Origin of the sequence: Nostoc sp. (genome assembly GCF_036917315.1) — a bacterium.
Classification (GTDB): Bacteria; Cyanobacteriota; Cyanobacteriia; order Cyanobacteriales; family Nostocaceae; genus Nostoc.
In genome coordinates, this window is sequence record NZ_JBALDR010000025.1 from 73,881 (window position 1) to 92,524 (window position 18,644).

The 18,644-nt window shown below is 40.2% G+C and carries 13 protein-coding genes; 7 read left to right on the forward strand and 6 right to left on the reverse strand.

Annotated elements, in window-relative coordinates; all coding sequences use genetic code 11:
- Nucleotides 1-89: 89 nt before the first annotated feature.
- On the forward strand, nt 90-2,237 hold the full coding sequence (locus V7K84_RS11710) for a DNA polymerase III subunit gamma/tau (RefSeq protein WP_334838204.1): 2,148 nt from the start codon (nt 90-92) through the stop codon (nt 2,235-2,237).
- Between the two features lie 66 nt (nt 2,238-2,303).
- Here the strand turns inward: V7K84_RS11710 and V7K84_RS11715 are convergent, their stop codons facing one another.
- Complete coding sequence (locus tag V7K84_RS11715; protein ID WP_334838205.1) at nt 2,304-3,710, reverse strand: glycosyltransferase; 1,407 nt, start codon at nt 3,708-3,710, stop codon at nt 2,304-2,306.
- 623 nt (nt 3,711-4,333) lie between these two features.
- On the opposite strand from V7K84_RS11715, the gene ebsA reads away from it, so the two are divergent.
- A complete protein-coding gene (ebsA, locus tag V7K84_RS11720; protein WP_334838206.1) occupies nt 4,334-4,708 on the forward strand; it encodes a type IV pilus biogenesis protein EbsA in 375 nt (124 codons plus the stop codon).
- A 316-nt stretch (nt 4,709-5,024) separates the two neighbouring features.
- On the opposite strand, the gene V7K84_RS11725 is transcribed toward ebsA, so the two are convergent.
- On the reverse strand, nt 5,025-5,828 hold the full coding sequence (locus V7K84_RS11725) for a PEP-CTERM sorting domain-containing protein (RefSeq protein WP_334838207.1): 804 nt from the start codon (nt 5,826-5,828) through the stop codon (nt 5,025-5,027).
- 226 nt (nt 5,829-6,054) lie between these two features.
- A complete protein-coding gene (locus V7K84_RS11730; protein ID WP_334838209.1) occupies nt 6,055-8,052 on the reverse strand; it encodes an AAA-like domain-containing protein in 1,998 nt (665 codons plus the stop codon).
- A 488-nt stretch (nt 8,053-8,540) separates the two neighbouring features.
- Here V7K84_RS11730 and V7K84_RS11735 point away from each other — a divergent pair, with 488 nt between their 5' ends.
- Entirely contained in the window at nt 8,541-10,115 is a 1,575-nt protein-coding gene (locus V7K84_RS11735; RefSeq protein ID WP_334838210.1) for a PAS domain-containing protein, read from the forward strand.
- Nucleotides 10,116-10,268: 153 nt separating this feature from the next.
- Here the strand turns inward: V7K84_RS11735 and V7K84_RS11740 are convergent, their stop codons facing one another.
- Nucleotides 10,269-11,744, reverse strand: coding sequence for an SIMPL domain-containing protein (locus V7K84_RS11740; RefSeq protein WP_334838211.1), 1,476 nt, complete (start codon nt 11,742-11,744; stop codon nt 10,269-10,271).
- Nucleotides 11,745-12,130: 386 nt separating this feature from the next.
- Here V7K84_RS11740 and V7K84_RS11745 point away from each other — a divergent pair, with 386 nt between their 5' ends.
- The 4 genes from V7K84_RS11745 to V7K84_RS11760 all read left to right on the forward strand — a co-directional run bounded on the left by V7K84_RS11745 (nt 12,131) and on the right by V7K84_RS11760 (nt 16,265).
- Nucleotides 12,131-12,727, forward strand: coding sequence for a cytochrome b/b6 domain-containing protein (locus V7K84_RS11745; protein WP_334838212.1), 597 nt, complete (start codon nt 12,131-12,133; stop codon nt 12,725-12,727).
- Nucleotides 12,728-12,753: 26 nt separating this feature from the next.
- On the forward strand, nt 12,754-14,187 hold the full coding sequence (locus V7K84_RS11750; RefSeq protein ID WP_334838214.1) for a bifunctional orotidine-5'-phosphate decarboxylase/orotate phosphoribosyltransferase: 1,434 nt from the start codon (nt 12,754-12,756) through the stop codon (nt 14,185-14,187).
- 157 nt (nt 14,188-14,344) lie between these two features.
- Entirely contained in the window at nt 14,345-15,445 is a 1,101-nt protein-coding gene (locus V7K84_RS11755) for an AI-2E family transporter (protein WP_334838216.1), read from the forward strand.
- A 118-nt stretch (nt 15,446-15,563) separates the two neighbouring features.
- On the forward strand, nt 15,564-16,265 hold the full coding sequence (locus tag V7K84_RS11760) for a serine/threonine protein kinase (RefSeq protein ID WP_334838218.1): 702 nt from the start codon (nt 15,564-15,566) through the stop codon (nt 16,263-16,265).
- Between the two features lie 362 nt (nt 16,266-16,627).
- Here V7K84_RS11760 and V7K84_RS11765 read toward each other — a convergent pair whose 3' ends face one another.
- Nucleotides 16,628-17,260, reverse strand: a complete 633-nt coding sequence (locus V7K84_RS11765) for an RloB family protein (RefSeq protein ID WP_334838219.1) — start codon at nt 17,258-17,260, stop codon at nt 16,628-16,630.
- On the reverse strand, nt 17,245-18,561 hold the full coding sequence (locus V7K84_RS11770; RefSeq protein ID WP_334838221.1) for an AAA family ATPase: 1,317 nt from the start codon (nt 18,559-18,561) through the stop codon (nt 17,245-17,247). The genes V7K84_RS11765 and V7K84_RS11770 overlap by 16 nt, the downstream gene beginning before the upstream one ends.
- Nucleotides 18,562-18,644: the final 83 nt, after the last annotated feature.

The following is an 18,644-nucleotide window of genomic DNA, read 5'->3' on the forward strand; positions in this document are numbered from 1 at the left end:
AGCCAGGTACGAGAGTTTAAAATAATTGAATCCTCAACTCGACTCGGTGCTACTAATTCACGTTGAAAGGCATTGAAGTCTATTTTTCCATGTCTTACGAACCCCTGCACCACAAATATCGCCCCAAAAGTTTTGCTGAACTGGTGGGACAAGAGGCGATCTCGACCACCCTCACGAACGCGATCGGCACATCCAAAATCGCCCCCGCCTATTTATTCACCGGGCCAAGAGGTACGGGGAAAACTTCTAGTGCCCGGATTTTGGCTAAATCCCTCAATTGTCTCAAAGGCGATAAGCCCACGGCTGAACCCTGCGGCGTGTGTGAGGTTTGTCAGGGGATCGCTAAGGGTTACGCCCTAGATGTAATTGAAATCGATGCCGCTAGTAACACTGGTGTCGATAATATCCGCGAGTTGATTGAAAAAGCTCAGTTTGCTCCTGTGCAGTGTCGTTATAAGGTTTATGTTATTGATGAATGCCACATGCTCAGTACCCAGGCATTCAATGCGCTACTTAAGACACTAGAGGAACCACCGAGACACGTGGTTTTTGTATTGGCGACAACAGACCCGCAAAGGGTATTACCAACGATTATTTCGCGCTGTCAAAGGTTTGATTTTAGACGCATTCAGTTAGAAGCGATGGTGAAGCATTTAAGTGCGATCGCATCTTATGAAAACATTCATATTTCACTTGATGCTGTCACCCTGGTAGCCCAACTTTCTCAGGGGGGATTACGGGATGCCGAAAGTCTACTCGATCAATTGGGTTTGTTAGCGGGTGAAGTCACACCAGAGCGAGTTTGGGATTTAGTTGGTACAGTGAGCGAACAGGACTTGCTGGGGCTGTTAAATGCGATCGCTCAAGATAAACCGGAAGCAGTTCTAGACTGTACTCACTACATCCTAGATCGTGGTCGAGAACCCCTAACTATTCTGCAAAATCTCGCTGCTTTTTACCGCGATTTACTGATTGCTAAAACAGCACCTCACCGCCACAATTTAGTTGCTTGTACTCAGCAAACCTGGACAGCGTTGGTTGAGTTTGCTCAATACTTCGATATGAGCGTGATTTTAGCGGGGCAGCAACACTTGCGAGAAGCTGAAGTACAAATTAAAAATACCACTCAGCCGCGTTTGTGGTTGGAGGTAACATTACTAGGATTGTTACCCAGTGCGACGGCGAATATTCAGCCACAAGCCTCAAGTTTCGCGCCACGAGTTAATAATACACCTGCTGTATCTCCAAGCTATCCTCCAATAGTTGCCCAAAATCACCCAGTCTCTTCTGTACCTCTGGCTGAACCGAAAACAAATCATAATTCTTTAAACCATCATCAAGCGGCTGCCCAAAATCACCCAGTCTCTTCTTTACCTGTAGCTGAACCGCAAACAAATCATAATTCTCTAAACCATCATCAAGCGGCTGCCCAAAATCAGCCCGTCACTTCATCTCCCCCAGTTGAACAGCAAACAAATCACAATTCTGGTGCTAACTCAGTTTCACCGCCAACTCCAGAACCTGTTGCTGTTCCTGTACCATCGGTGAATGTTGAACCAGTAACTTCAGAAGTTGTTGGCGAAGCAGAATATGACTTAACTCAGATTTGGCAACAAGTGCTTGCCAACCTCCAGCCAAAATCAAGGCAAGAAATGCTGCGTCAAATGAGCCAACTTATTGAGTTCGACGGTGTTGTGGCTCGAATTGCGATCAAACAGGCATGGTATGACAAAGGAAAATCTTATCTACCGATGATTACGGCAGCTTTCCAGCAGACTTTCCAGCGTGAAATTCAGATAAATATAGAAAAAGGAATTTCTTCAAACTCTACCTCAGCCAAAAAAAATCCTCCGCCAAAAGACTCTACTCGCGTTCAGCAAGCACCCACACCTAGCTACAACCAGCAAATTTCGCCTCCAGCGTCAGTACCGCAGCCAACTAATCCACCACCAACATCGACAGCAGCAAAAAATGGAAATGGTGTAAATGGAAATGGCGTAAATGGAAATGGGGCAAATAGAAACGGAGCAAATGGAAACGGGATGCAAACTTTGCCTCCAGCCCCAAAACAAACACCCGCAACTGATTGGGAACCTGACGAAGTAGCGATCGCAGCTCAACGTGTAGCAGAATTTTTCAATGGGCAAATTATCCGTTTTGCAGATGATTTCCCAGAATTGTCCGACTCTATAACTACACCAGAATGGGTAGAAGAAGCAGACGTGGATGATGAATAAAAAAATGCAAAATTACCAAAAATAATTTTGCATTTTTAATTTTTAATTTTTAATTCCCCAAAGGGGCTATTCCCCATTCCCCGTATGCAAGGTTTTCACCCATTTCAGGCGCTTTGGTCTTACCGACATCCGGGCAGTAGTACTGCTCATGACGACTAACCAGTGCAACATATATAAACTGCCACGCAGGGTTTGCAATAGCATCGTAAGATATGTAGAAAGTGGGAATTTTTGATCTTGACGTACCCGCTTCAGACCTGTGAACATCCCTACCATCGACATAGAAATGGATAAGCCTGTGATCGGACTTAACATTGGTGGGCGATGACGAGCGATCGCCATTAATAAATCTGGGACTGCTGCTGTCGGTAAAATATACATAATCAGCATAAAAATCAGCAAATCCCAGCTTTTACGCGTTCCCATCCGGTTTTTGAGAATTAAATCCCAATAATCCAAATAGCGCTGATAACCGCCTTCTGCCCAACGGTTGCGCTGATGCCAAAGTGAAACTGCATTTGTCACTCCTTCTTCTTGCACCGCTGGATGGAAAACACACTCAATATCCCATTTATCCAAATGTAAACGGATTGTCAAATCCAAATCATCGGTAATGGTTTCTTCATTCCAGCCACCGCAGCTTTCCAAGGCTGAACGCCGGACAAATTGACCATTGCCCCGCAGTTCGCCAATGCCACCAAGGGCAGTCCGCTGTTGCTGAAACCAGGTATCAAGTGCCATTTCTGCCATTTGACCCTTAGTCCAAAAGTTGTCTTTAGCGTTGGCGATCGCTTTTCGCACCTGCACCGCCCCCACGTTTTCTCTTTGAAATAAAGGTATTACCTGTTGCAGTAAGTCTGGTGTTACTTGGGCATCAGCATCAAATACTGCGATAATGTCGCCCTTTGTCAGCGGCAATACCTGATTCAACGCCCCTGATTTGCCACCAGTAGCTTCTGCTGAACGCCTTAGTACTTTCAGTTGGTCGTGTTTCTGTGCGAGTTCCGCTAATAAATGTGGCGTGCTATCACTGCTGCGATCGTCAATTATCCAAATTTCGTACTGCCCACCTGGATATTCCAGATTACAAAGATTTTTGACTAATTTAGCAATTACCGCTTCCTCATTTTTCGCAGCCACTAGCACAGAAACAGAAGGCAAATCTCCCTGTATTTCTTTTGGATAGCGACGGGATTTAGTAAACACCACCACCAAAGCATGAAATCCTAGAATGGTGGTCAGTCCTAGAATAAAAATAGAAGCCCAAGAAACTAAATGTAGAGCGATCGTGCCACTCCAGACGATAGTCAAGACTAGAGCTGCTTTGCCTCTACGACCTTGAAACCGGGATGGTAGAGACATAGAATCTGTCTCTAACACTGACTCCTCATCTACTGATAGGTCAGACAACAAGGAGTTGAGCGGATCGAGCTCTTGATAAGAATCTTCTTCGGGCCAGGAATTCGCTGGCATAGGTTAGGTTGCTTGATTCAAAAACCACTATTTGTCTACAGTTAGTAATTTTACGGACAAATATCCCTAAGCTACTTTTCCCGATATTAATCGGAATGGGCAAACTGCAATACCCGCTATCCCTAAGCCAAAAGCCGCTGGGACTACCTTTGTTGTCACCGCCACTGTGCGTAATTACCTCATATTAACCGCGTTTGCTACTCTTAGACAGAAGCTTGATTCCTTTGATAGCCACTTCGGCAGGAAGCTTGTAGAGTCGGACTTTCTCTAATGAGAACTCCGGTTTGGGTAAAGTAATAGCAAGGTAGCAGCAGCTTTTTGTTGGGAAAAACTGCAATAACGGCATCCACCACTATACAGTAGGGATTTTTAGTGTTACCGTTCCCAGATTCGATAACAGTTAATGCAGCATCATTGTAACCGAAATTTTAATATTTCTTAGTAGTAACTTCATTTATTAGGCATGGGGCATTGGTATTGGAATTAGGGAGAGGTGATAGGGAATAATCTGTACCCTATTCCCTTCTTCACTGACCACTATGTGCTTTAGACACATCTTTGGGGAATACTACTAACATCCACTAATATCCCCAGTTGCTAACTAACTTGAGGAATATTTAACTATGTCTATTGAGCAACTCCAGCCTGCAACTCAACAACAAGCCAGTGTTTACTTACCTTATGTTCAGGGTGCTAGGCGTAATTTCTTACCCTATGCCATCAGTCTTTATCAAAAAGGTGTCTTGGAAGGACATCGGAAAATCGAAGCCAGCGAACATGTCCCCTTTGTCGCCTCTTGGAATGTTGCTACTTTACCCTCAGACTTAACCCGTTGCCGAATTCAGTTTGATGGCAATGCTGACCTGAGTTATGAACTGATGATGGCTAGTTTCGAGTTTATTAATTTTTTAATTGAACTTATGGACAACTATAAACGTTATCGTATAACCGATTTTCCACAACCGTTTTACCGCAAGCTACTGCGTATAGATGATTGATTAAACTCAGCCGGATTTGCAAAAGTCCGGCTTATTTTAAATTGATAGATAAATAAGTTCGTAGCAAGGACTTTAGTCCTTATTTTCTAAGATTATAGCGGTTCTCGAATGGAAGCAATACAGTTTGACCTCACTTCCATTCCTCTCTCCTAAAAGGAGAGAGGCTTTGAATCTTACTCCCCTGACCTTATAGGGAAGGGGCTGGGGGTTAGGTCTGTATTGCACTCAACTGATAACCGCTATATTTGCTCACAAGGCACTGATTTTTACAATTCAGCCTAAGCCTTGTGAGCTTTCTTACAACAGGCTTTCAGTTTTAAAACGTCTTCCTAAGTCCGCTGTCTTTTCTTCTTTTCAGAACGATACCAAAACTCGCTACCATTAGAGTTCCGAAAAGGCTAGCGGGTTCTGGAATAGAAGTTTCATTGATCGGTACTATGATTCTTAAATTTGCCAAACTAGCGTTAGTTATGGTCAAGGATGTTACGCCTGGGAAACCTGGAAGATCAGACTGGAAATCAAAGACTGTGGGAGTTAAATTACCATTGGGATTACTATATCGCTCTCCATATCCACTCACTTCAAAAGTACCTTGATACTTCTTTCCGGTGTCTGGGTCGGTGACAGTACCCGTGTAGAAAGCTTTTGTGAGATTAAATTCGTCTTGAACTACTCCTTGAAATGTGGTTCCTGGCAATTGTCCCTGGTAGAGGAAGGCAGTCAACTGACCACCAGAAAGCACCGGCGATGTCAGAATACCATCAAACGAGACAATTGGAATACCTTTAAAGTCAACAAAGTAATGCAGACTTCCATCAGAGCGTGTTTCTACCTTTAAATAGTCTGACTGGTATACAGGAACATAATTAGGATTATTATTAGTGCCTAAGTTCCGGTAATAAGTTCCAGTATCATCCGTATCAATACGAGTAATACTGTTATTGAAATTGGGATTATTTCTGGGAAGTTCGATAGTTCCTGATAATGTACCAGTGCTTTCAATTGTGATGAATTGAGCAGCAATTGCACTTGCTCCACTCATAGCGATCGCGACTGCTGCAAGACAACTGCTGCTAACAGCTGCAAAACCTAGCTTAATCCCTGATGAACTGACTTTCATTAACAAATTTTCCTTTGATTGCCGATGGTAAACACACCTAATCTGCTGAGATTTATTATAAATATTTCTCAAGCATGATTTATTATTCCCAAGCTGGTGATGGAAGTTTCATCGGCAACAAAAAGTCTTGTCAATCGCTATTTTCATTCTTGAGCTTGCGGAGTATGTTGGAGACAATCGCCTTATTAATCAATTTCAATTTCTTTATTTGATTCTAATTTTTAGATTAAACTACAACGCGATCGCGTCCTTTTCTTTTGGCTTGGTTGAGTGCTTTTTCAGCAGCATTAACTAAAGTAGTAGGTTCAATTCCTATTAGCGGAATCACGCTAGCCAACCCTAAGCTCACAGTTAAAACAGCAGCAGGTAAACCACCAATACTAGGATACTCGCATTTAATCCCTAAAGCTTTTACTTGCTCTCGAATATGTTCGGCAATATCCATTGCAGCAGTAACATCTATTTGAGCAAGAATGGCAAATTCTTCACCACCATAACGAGCCACTAACACTCTACTGCTTTCGTCTCGAAAATCTCCTTTTTGTGAACTCACAAAAGTACTACTGGTAGAACAATTAATATTCCTATTGCATGAGAAACTGCTATGACTTAGTGAGTCTTTAATACAGTTACAGATAGTATTAGCGATTTGTCGTAAACACTCATCTCCCGCAGATCCACCATAAGTTTTATTATAAATTTTAAAATAGTCAATATCGCACAAAATCATTGAAATTGGAGTGTTTTGAATAGCGGAATTTTGCCACTCAATTCGCAGGTAGGTTTCAAAGTAGCGGCGATTTACTAATTGAGTTAGTTCATCTAAACTAGAGAGGAAGAGAACCTGTTGATTTTCTTGCCTCAACCCTTCAACATGAGTATTATTGAAATGCTCACTTTTTGTGAGATATTGTTGGAAATATAACCGATATAATTCACACGCAGGAGTACTGCGATCGCCTTCTAAATTAATTAGCCCTATACTTTGTAATTTATATGCCAATCTTGGCTCTAATTTCACATAATTTGTAGTATTAATCGCTTCATAAAAAGCATCTTCCAATTCTGGCTCATCTCGAAGTGCTAATAAATACTGCCTTAAAGACTGGTTATAGATTCCGGCTTCTGTGGGTGCTTGTTGCAATAATTGCACTAAATCCCCTTTTAATCCGCCTTTACCCACAAGGTGATAGAATGCCAATCGCACCAAATAAGGATTTCCTCCCACCATTGCCATCAAACTATCGGCATCTTTACCATCTGTCCAATCCAAGCCGTGACGTTGTGCTAAATCTTGCACTTGCTCTTTTGTAAAGGGAGGTAAATTAATTGTCAAACCAATATTAAATGGCGATTGAGTCAGTTTTATAGGAACAAGAATTTCTGTTGAATAAACCAGAACCAGACGTAATTTTTGCCAAATTTCTACCCTTTTGGCTTGTTCATGCCACGATCGCACCAATGGTAGCAATTCTCCAGTAATTTCCTGATACTCAAATAGCCAATCCACCTCATTTAATACTAAAACCAAGGGACTTGAGAGCGCAGACAGTAAATATTTTTGGAAATAGATAGAGCAGCTGACTTTGCTACCCATATCTTCATCCCAATAATCATTGAGTTTTGTTTCTAGCTGTAACTCCCGACTAACATTGGCACAGAACCAGCGCAAAAATTTATCCAAACTGGCAAATACTGCTTTGTCTGCTTGCTGAAAGTCCAAAGTTACGGTGCGAAAGCCTTGCTTGTTAGCGTGTGCAAGCAACCGGAGAATCAAAGAGCTTTTCCCCATCTTTTTGGGCGCTTTGATGCAAATTACACTCCCAGGTTCAGCCATTTCTGCGTAAGCGAGTTCTTCGATTGGCGGGCGAGGAATGTAAAATCTGGAATTAAGAGATACTGGGCCATTAGGGAATTCTAAGGATATCGCTGTGGCGGCTCGGTTGAATTCCTTAATTAACTGCTGATGTGCTTCGCTAAAAGGGTGATTTTCTAGAGTCTGGCGAAAGTTGGATTTATGTATTGGTTCTTTGTAAAAATTACTCAGTATTTGCCATAAATGAGCAGCGGTTTTCTTGACACGTTCCTCGGCGTAGTGCGCTTCACTAGCTATATTGGTGTAGGTTTTTCCTTGCCACGAAGAACGCAATATCAATTCTTGGAGCGTCGTTAAACCGGTTGCTTGACTGGCTTTTAGTAGCAATACTAGTTCATCTATAGTCATTACTCATTGACTCTAATTCAGTATGATATTTTTTCACACCATTCAGCTTTGGAAGTCAATATCGGCTGCCTTGTATGCATAGCAGCCAGCCCTGACTAAAAAAGCTACAAAAAAGCCTTGACAATTTTTTGCATCCTTAAATTATCTGGCGTGATTTAATCATAGAATTTTTTTTACAAATTTTTCGGGGTTTTTAGGTAATTATATGTGACTTGAACTACTTTTTTTAGACATATCTTAGAATGTAGATGCACACAATGTAGCGATTGTTTTCTAAAAGATTGCTATTGCGATCGCAACAGAGGTTATACTCGTCCGTTTACTTTTTTCTAAATTTCATCCCAATTTATGATATGGGCTGATATATCCCTGACTTAAGTTACAGCCTAATAAACCAACTAGGCGATTTGCCCATAACTGAATCTTCAGGGTGCTAAAACAGCGTAGAGAGAAAGCTACAGAATATCTTCCTCATCGTACCAGCAGCTATGCATATCCAAAAACCCGCTACCCATGAATCGGAAGTTTCACTTTCAGTACAAGATTCTCAAAGTTTCCCCGAAGCCAAAGACTTATCTCTAGAAAATTTAGATACTTGCCAATGCTCACAAGCCGCCTTACAAATGGCATTAATCGCTAGTGGCTTGGGGTTGTGGGATTGGAATCTGGTAACTGACAAAACCTATTACGATCCCCAGTGGAAAAGCATCCTGGGATATAAAGTAGACGAAATCGACAACGATTATAAATCCTTTGAACAACTTATACATCCACAGGATTTACCAAGAATTCGCCAGGTATTGCACGATTATCTCCAAGGATGCATACCTGTGTTTGAAGTCGAGTTGCGAATGTTGACTAAATCCGGGGAGTGGAAGTGGATTTTGACTTGTGGCAAAGTATTTCAACGGGATAAATTCGGTAAACCAGTGCGGATGGTGGGAACGCACAAGGATATTAATCAGGATAAGGCGATGTCTACGACGGTCACTGAGCGCAGCCGAAGTGCGGGCTGCGCCTACGCTACCCAACAATATCAACTATTTGAACAACTCCAAACCGAAATTGCTCAACGCCAGTCTACCGAAGACCAAGTTAGGGAAAAATCAGAGCAGCTAGAAACTACCCTCGAAGAACTCAAATATACTCAAAAGCAGTTATTGCAAAACCAGAAAATGGCTAATCTCGGTCAACTGGTGGCGGATATGGCTAACGAAATTAACAACCCCGTTAGCTTTATCTCCGGCAATCTCCATCCGGCTAGTCAATATGCTGAAGATTTAATCAGAATCATTGAACTTTACCAACATCACTATCCCACACCAACACCAGTCATAGCCTTACAACTGCAACGCCTCGACCTTGGTTTCGTGAAGACAGAATTTTTAAAATTACTGTGGTCAATGCGAGCCGGTTCTGAACGCGTCAAAGATATTGTTTTCGCTTTGCGGAATTTTTCTACTTCTGACGAAAGTCAAATGAAAAAGGTTGACCTACATGAAGGATTTGATAGTGTTCTCAGGATTTTGCAGCATCGTCTCAAAGAAAAACCTGATAGAGCAGAGATTAAAGTAATTAAAACCTTTGGTGAATTACCCTTAATCGAATGTTACCCTGGTGAACTGAATCAGGTATTCATGAACATCTTAACTAATGCCATTGATGCTTTAGAAGAGAGGATGAAGCATGATTATTCTTTTACTCCAAAAATTTTGATTCATACAGAAGTTGTTAGCAGTCATTTATCATTGGTCAATAATCATGAACCTTGGGTAAATGACAAACTATTAGGGAAAAAACACAAAGTTATCATTCGCATTTTTGACAATGGCAAAGGTATACTTCCCCATATCCAAAAACATATATTTGAACCGTTTTTTACAACCAAGCCAGTAAGCAAAAGTCAAGGACTAGGGTTATCAATTAGTCGGCAAATTATTGTTGAAAAACATCAAGGTAAACTTAAGTGTAATTCTCAATTAGGTCAAGGGACAGAGTTGGTGATTGAGATGAATACAACAGCAAGACACTATGCCGCGATTAGAAAACACGCCAACTTTTAGTTAAGGCAAGAGATGCGATGAATCGCCGTCAAGACAAAACGACTGATTATTGTAGAGACGGCGATTTATCGCGTCTTTGTGATGATTTCTCGCATTGCGATCTAGAATTTTCATCAAAAAACCTTAACCGAACCGTATTGGCATAAGTCCTAATTAAGCAATTTGCTGCAATCCATTAAGAGGTAGATCGAGAATCACTCCTGAAATTGGAGAATAACCGATATCTAGAGAAACACTAGCTTTTATCGTCTGAGAACCACCAATTATAGGAGTTGTAGAAACCCTATCTGTTATTAGATTAGACACCAAGGAAGATGGTCTAGGATTATCATCTGAGTTAATATCAATGTCAATAATCTGTCCGGGGGTTAACTGCAAGGTACTAAAAACAGCCTGAGCCTGAGCTTTAGCATCTTTAACAGCTTCGCTCAAAACTTGCAGACGTGCCTGCTGCAATACTTCATCTGAGGCAGTGAAGCTGATATTCTGTATGACATTTGCGCCTGCTTGAATAGCTTTGTCAATTGCTGCCCCAGATTGATTTGTTAGTAACTCAAACTGAAGTGTGTTGAGGCCTTCAAAGTCGGTGAGAGTTTGAGTACCATTTTCAAAGCTATAGACAGGATTTAGTTGAATAGATGTAGTTTGAAGTTCTTGCGCCCCAAGCTTTTGCAGTACATCAACTACCGCAGTTGAACGTTGAGCAACTTGTTCTTGAACTGCGGTTGCAGTTTTTCCCTCTACTTTAATCCCCAATTGCACCTCAGTTAAAGTAGTGGCAACACTGACCTCACCTTTACCAGTAACTTCCAATATCTGAGTAGTGCTACCAATGAGGGGATCGGCGATCGCAACACCCGGATTTCTCACACCGATGAGATTATCAGCAGCCGAAGCAAGAGTCCCTGCTGAATTTGGAGAATAACCGATATCTAGAGAAACACTAGCTTCTATCGTCTGAGGACTACCAATTATAGGAGTTGTACTAGCTGCTGCCGAAACCCTATCTACTGTTAGATTAGACACCAAGGGAGATGGTCTAGGATTGTCATCTGGGTTAATATCAATGTCAATAATCTGTCCGGGGGTTAACTGTAAGGTACTAAAAACAGCCTGAGCTTGAGCTTTAGCATCTTTAACAGCTTCGCTCAGAACTTGCAGGCGTGCCTGCTGCAATACTTCGTCTGAGGCAGTGAAGCTAATATTCTGTATGATATTTGCGCCTGCTTGGATAGCTTTGTCAATTGCTGCCCCAGATTGATTTGTTGGTAACTCAAACTGAAGTGTGTTGAGGCCTTCAAAGCCGGTGAGAGTTTGAGTACTATTTTCATAGCTATAGATAGGATTTAGTTGAATAGATGTAGTTTGAAGTTCTTGCGCCCCAAGCTTTTGCAGTACATCAACCACCGCAGTTGAACGTTGAGCAACTTGTTCTTGAACTTCGGTTGCAGTTTTTCCCTGTACTTTAATCCCCAATTCTACAGCAGTTAAAGTGGTAGCAACATTTACCTCTCCTTGACCAGTAACTTCCAATATCTGAGCAGTCTTTGGAGCAGTGCTAGCAATGAAGGGATCGGCGATCGCAAGACCCAAATTTCTCACACCTGTGAGATTATCTGTGTTAGCCATCTTATTCTCCTTGCTTAAATGATGTTTGATACCTGTTGATGTTTTAATCTTAATCGTATCTGGACACTCACTCGTGACAACCAGTATTTTCAATATTCTGATGCTTTGAAGCGTTTTATTAGTCGTGTTCGTCAGCCTGTAGAAGGTGTTTTTCATCAAATTCAAAACACTGGAGTCTCAACCTATTTAATTCACATTAGGCGTAATTTAGCTGAGAACAACCCTAGCCATACCTAAACTGACAGTTAAAACAGCAGATGGTAGACCATTAATGTCAGAATACTGAATCTAATGATGAGAAAATAAAGGTAAGCAATGCCCACCTCTAAACTTGCTGGGCTATTTACCCAAGACAGATAAACAGCAAATTTTATCAGTCAAAATTTATGACTTCCACCGTTCCCTCTCTAACTCGAAAGCGACCCACTCAAGCAATAGGAGCCAAAATTTTCCACTGGTGTAACATCATTAGTCTATTTATCATGCTCACCAGTGGACTACAAATTTACAACGCCAACCCTGTTTTTGGTGGACGTGCAGGTTTGCACATTCCGCCGATATTTACTTTAGGAGGTTGGCTGGCAGGAGGTAGACACTGGCATTTTGCAGCAATGTGGCTATTCTCACTGAATCTCTTGTGGTATGGAATTTACATTTTAATTACCCGACGCTGGCGACATCGCTTTGTCGGTGCTAATGACTTGAAAGCATTACAAAAAACTCAAAATTCCCAACGTCGAATTTATGCTTGGCATCGGATTGCTTATACAGCAATTATTCCTATTTTGCTGCTGGCATTATTTACAGGGATAGGAATGTATAAACCTGCTCAATTTCCCTGGATTGTGGATTGCTTTGGCGATTGGCAAGCATTGCGAATTGTTCACTTTGCCTCAGTGCCGATAGTTATTTTATTTGCAGTAATTCACTATCAATTAGGGCGTAAGGCTGGTGGTACTGAATTAACAGAATCAATGTTTTAAGTAACAATCCTTTTTTAAACAAAAAAATGAACTTTTTTGATAAATTGAATGGAAATATCTTACAAAATCAAAGCTTACTATTTGTAGGACTCGATCCAAATCCAGAGATGATGCCTGAGCGTTATGAATCTGAAGAACTGATAGCTGGTTTGGAGAAGTGGTTACAATTCATTATTGCGGAAACTGCTGATTACGTTTGTGCTTATAAACCGACACTTGGCTTTTACGAAGCTTTAGGTATTCCTGGTTTAGAACTGCTCTACAAAACTTTAGCAGCTATTCCAGCCCATATCCCAGTGATTTTAGATGCCAAACACAGTGACTTAAATACTAGTACCATCTTTGCCCAGACTGTGTTTACACAATGGCAGGTGGACGCAATCACTCTCAGCCCCTATACAGGACAAGATCACGTAGCACCTTTTTTGGTCTATCCTGATAAAGCGGTGTTTATTTTATGCTGTACTTCTAATCCAGGTGCAGAAGTTCTACAGCAATATCCTACAAAGGAATCACCCCTTTATTTACAGGTAGTAAAAGAATCAAAAACCTGGGGAACTCCAGAACAATTGGGTTTGGAAGTGGGAACTACAAATCCTGAAGTTTTAGCACTTATTCGAGCAGTTGCACCTGAACGAATTATTATGGCGCGTAGCATCTGGGCGGAGAGTCAAAACCTGAAACAAATTTTAGAAGCTGGCTTGAATAGTAATGGTGATGGTTTACTGATTCCTGTTCCTCAAGATATGTTGGGAAATACCCAATTATCACAAGAAGTCCAGTCTCTACGTGCAGAAATCAATCAAATTAAAACTGAAATTATTCACGAAAATTCTACTTGTTCTGTGTGGTTTCCTGATGTTTGTTTTCTAAATCAGCACCCCCATCAAGATTTGATTTTACAACTTTACGATCTTGACTGCATTATGTTTGGCAGCTTTGTCCAAGCATCAGGAGCGATATTTCCTTATTACATCGACTTACGCAAAATTATTTCCAACCCCCAAGTTTTTAATCAAGTTCTCACAGCTTATGAGGATATTTTGAAGAACCTGAATTTTGATAGATTAGCAGGTATTCCCTATGGTTCATTACCTACTGCGACTGGTTTAGCTTTGCGCCTTCACTGTCCGATGATTTTCCCGCGTAAAGAGGTGAAAGCACACGGAACTCGGAGAGTAATTGAGGGTAACTTTCATACTGGTGAAACAGTTGTAGTGGTTGATGATATTCTCATTAGTGGTAAAAGTGTTATGGAAGGAGCAGGAAAGTTGGAATCAGCCGGATTAAAGGTTAATGATATTGTGGTATTTATCGACCACGAACAGGGGGTGAAAGATAGGTTACAGCAAAATGGTTATTGCAGTCATGCGGTTTTAACTATTTCGGAAATTACTAATACTCTCTATCAAGCAGGGCGAATAAATGAAGAACAATTTTCAGCCTTTGCTGAAATTTAGTAATTGGAATAATGGGGAGTAGGGAATGGGGAATTGCGAGAGACACGATTAATGCGTCTGTAATCGAGGAAGATTTTTATTGTCTACTTCTTCTTGCTCAGATTTCATTACTCAGTTCAATCTAGTAACTAGAATAATTTTCGCTTTGAAATTAATTATGAATTTTTCACTGAATCAGCTACTTAGATGGTTAATTTTTACGCTATTATTTCCTCTAGTATTTCTCAATGCTTGGCTAGCATCCTTGCTGGTTAGAAACTTTCAACCTGTCGTCACAATTCTTGTTTTGGCTACTTTGCTTGCATTCGTTTTAAACTATCCTGTTTCGATTCTCCAACAGCGGAGAGTTAAACGCGGCTATGCAGTAGCATTAGTTTTTATATTAGCATTGATAATTGTTGTGGCTTTGGGTATCACTTTACTACCCATTGTTTTAGAGCAATTTAATGAAATGGTTAAAGTCTTTCCCCAATGGATTGATTCTAGCGAAGAAAAACTTCAGAGTGTCAATAATTGGTTTTTGAAACATAAAATAAATGTTAATTTAAGTCAGCTATTAGCACAAGTCACTGACCAATTACCTAATGAATTAGAGTTTGTTTCCGATAAACTTTTAAGTATTATTATAGATACAATTGATAGTATTTCTGAGGCGTTAATCACAGTAGTGCTAACTTTTTACTTATTGTTAGATGGCCCAAGAATTTGGGAGGCGATATTTAAGAAGTTACCTGGAAATCTTGCCCAGCAAATAAGCCAGTCTATTCAGCAAAACTTCCAAAATTACTTGATTGGTCAGGGAACTTTGGCTTTGCTGATGGGTGTTTCAATAACATTATTGTTTTTAGCTTTTCAAGTCCAGTTTGCTTTGCTCTTTGGTTTGGGAGTTGGACTTTTGAGCTTAATTCCCTTTGGTGATGTCGTCAGTCTGGTTTTAATAACTTTAATAATAGCGTCACATGACTTTTGGCTAGCAGCTAAGGTTTTTGCGGTAGCTGTTGTTATCGATCAGTTAATCGATCAGGCGATCGCACCGCGTCTTTTAGGTAAAATTACTGGTATTAGACCAATATGGGTATTAATTGCTTTGCTTGTAGGAACCAATGTTGGCGGAGTCTTGGGTTTGCTAATCGCGGTACCTGTAGCTGGTTTTATCAAAGATGTAACAGATGGTTTTTCTAAATCTGCTAATTCTGATAACCTGGGTGAGGGTGAAGCAGGATCGGAATTGTTGATAGAAGAATCAATATCGCAATGAGTTTTGGATAAAAATTGCCATCTCTAGCGTTAACGGTAAGTAGCAACGGTGTCATTTAGGTCGTATTCACTCAAGTCAACCTTATTCCCAAACCTCGTAAATTGGCTAAGGAATTGATATGGACAAATTGCGCCCAAAACAGTTCGTCAAAAACATTTATCAGGAACTACTGCCTAGATTACAGATTGAAAGTGTCAATCCCTGCGATCCAATTAAGGTAAGCTATCTTCCCCAACCTTGGCGGCTGCTTGGCAAAGGAAATTACGCCGCAGTAGTTTATCACCCCGATTCCCCTGACTATGTAGTTAAGATTTATGCCCCAGGACGGCCAGGTTTTGAAGAGGAAGTAGAAGTTTACCATCGTCTAGGTTCTCATCCAGCCTTTTCTGAGTGTTTGTACGCCAAGGATGGGTTTTTAGTCTTGAAACGGCTTTATGGAACAACCCTCTACGATTGTATGCACTTCGGTTTACTAATTCCCAAGCAGGTAATAAAGGACATTGATGAAGCTCTTGACTATGCCCGAAGTTGTGGACTCCACCCTCATGATGTCCACGGGCGTAATGTCATGATGTACCAAGGCAGAGGATTAGTTGTAGATATATCAGATTTCCTGCATCAAGAAGCTTGCTCAAAGTGGAATAACCTAAAAAAGGCTTACTACTGGTTATATCTGCCCGTGTTTTACCCACTTCGACTGCGCGTACCATACTTTGCCTTAGATATCCTCCGCAAATGTTATCGCTTGGGAACTTCTGTTAAAACTTTTTGTTGCCAACTACTCTTAAGATTAACTAATATTAAATATTTAAAACGTTAAGAGCGATTGATTGACAGACAAATTTTGTGCTGTCCAATTCTGGCACTTTCGTTATCAATACTTCGTTGAGAAATTCAAGATACAGCAGACTGCAACTTCTCTACGAGAGGCTACGCCAAGCTTGCACTGCAATTGTTCATCGTAAATATTGATTGTGATGGAAGCCACAGCCTTTGCTCCTAAATTCTACAAAAGTGTAGCATTACTAGTATTTTAGGTTTTATGACAAGCGATCGCTATCTTTATTGTTGCTTGTATAGACGCAAAGCGACTTGTCGTCAGACATAGCTTCCGAGTATTTGAAGTTTTTATAACAAGCAATAATTAGATAAAACTGATTAAAATAATTTTAAGTAATTTCTCTAACTATTCTTTAAACTTAATAAACTACTAATCAGTTTAGGCAAGCCACTACAGCAGGGATTTGAATGTTCAGATAATTCATTACGTTCTATCTGCTTTGCCATCTTCTCAGCACGTTGAATCGCTTGTTCAGTTAACGATTTCAATGGTTTTGGATACAAGCACATTGATTTGTCGTAGTCGGGTATATGCTTTTCGAGTAAATTAATTAACCTATCACGAGTGATTTGTGCAAAATGGTCTTGAAAGTGAATTAGATACCAAAGTTCAAAACAAGGATTGGTAATTGCCAGATTAATCTTTTGGCTTATAGCTCGATTTATTGCACTTTGCCAATTTGCCAGACTTTTTTCAATATGCTCATCTCCGTCAAAAACAGCCCAGGCTTTATCTTCTTTACTCCACTGCTGGTTATCTTTCCTCTGCTGTCGTTCTTCGATGAGTCGTTCAATAATGCTACGTGGATCAGTTTTGTTTTGATGAGGCAATACAATAATATCTAAAGTTGGCGAACGTAATTCATTGCGAATACTATTGAAATAAATTGGTTCTGTTTTACTTCCTTCACAAGCAATTAGTATTTTCTGAGCAATATTCCTGCTAGGTGGGCGACGATTTAACTTTCTTGGCACTGCTTATTACCTTGTAAAATTATTTCCTCTTCAGATGGGAGAAACGGAACGGCTCCAAAACGACCATCTAAATATGCTTTGTCAATCGCTAAATCATTTCGCACATGGAAATCAGTCAGAGGATACAACTCAGTGCTTTGATCGTCTCGCTTTTGTGTAAACCAAATTTGGTCGCGTCGTAACAAGTTGTTTCTTTGTAACGTGTTATCATGACTTGTCAAAATCAGTTGAGCGTTTCTGGGATTTGTTTTAGGATTTTGAAATATTCTGATAATGCTTTTTACAATATTAGGATGAATATTTGTGCCTAATTCATCAACAATTACCAATCCGCTTATGTTCAAAGATACTACTATACGGAATGCCAATTGAAATAAGCGCTGAGTACCAAGAGACTCTTCATCAAAAAGCCACTGTATTTCGTTACCGTCATGAGTGTTATGCACAGCATATATGTTGTAGTCAGCCTGAGCATCAGATTTCTTTTTTAACTCTATTCTAGATAGTCCAATGTCAAACTTTTTTACAATATTTAATGTTTGTTTAAGGAATTCATTGAATACATAAATACTAGTATCTTGTATAACCATAATTGAAACACGGTCAAAATCTTCACTTCCCAAGTTAATTCCGCGCCATCCACTTGCTACCCAGTTTACAAAAGACTGAATTATATCTACTTTTAATTTGACTAATGTACTAATAAATAACTCATTTTCTCTAATATTATCCTGAAGTTGATTATGCGCTCCAGTAAAATAATCACCTGTTTTCCAAATAAATTTTTTGTTATTTTCATCCCATTGACGATGAAATAAACGGCGTGGACGTTTAGTTGTATTTAAAGTATAGTCCAATTTTTCTAAGAGTATATGATTATGATTAAGTACTAAAGAATAGGTATAGATAGCATTATTAAATATAGTTCTTAACTCAAATTTTGTAGGTTTTTGAGCAGAGATACTATCTAATTTAAAAGGGTCTACTTTGGCATATTTAAAAATTCTCTGCAATGTTACTGCTTCCTGTGTGCCATGAGCCATCATGAGCAATAAATAATCAAGAGCTTGAATAACATTACTCTTACCTGATGCATTAGCTCCAAAAATTGCCAAAACAGGTAAAAGCTCAATGTCCCAGCCTTCAACATGATATCCAGGTGCAATTTCATGATCTGACTTCACCCGTTTGCGTTTGCTGTTTTGGCTTGTCTGACGATCGCTTTGTTTTTGAGCAACCGCACTTAGGGTTACAGGTTCTTTAATTGAGCGGTAGTTTTCAACCGTAAAATCTACAAGCATAATTCAACGCCCACAAGGCAGTTTTTTGTGATTTATTCACGTAAATCTTATCTTAAAGGCAAGCAAATCTCCACTTTTACCAC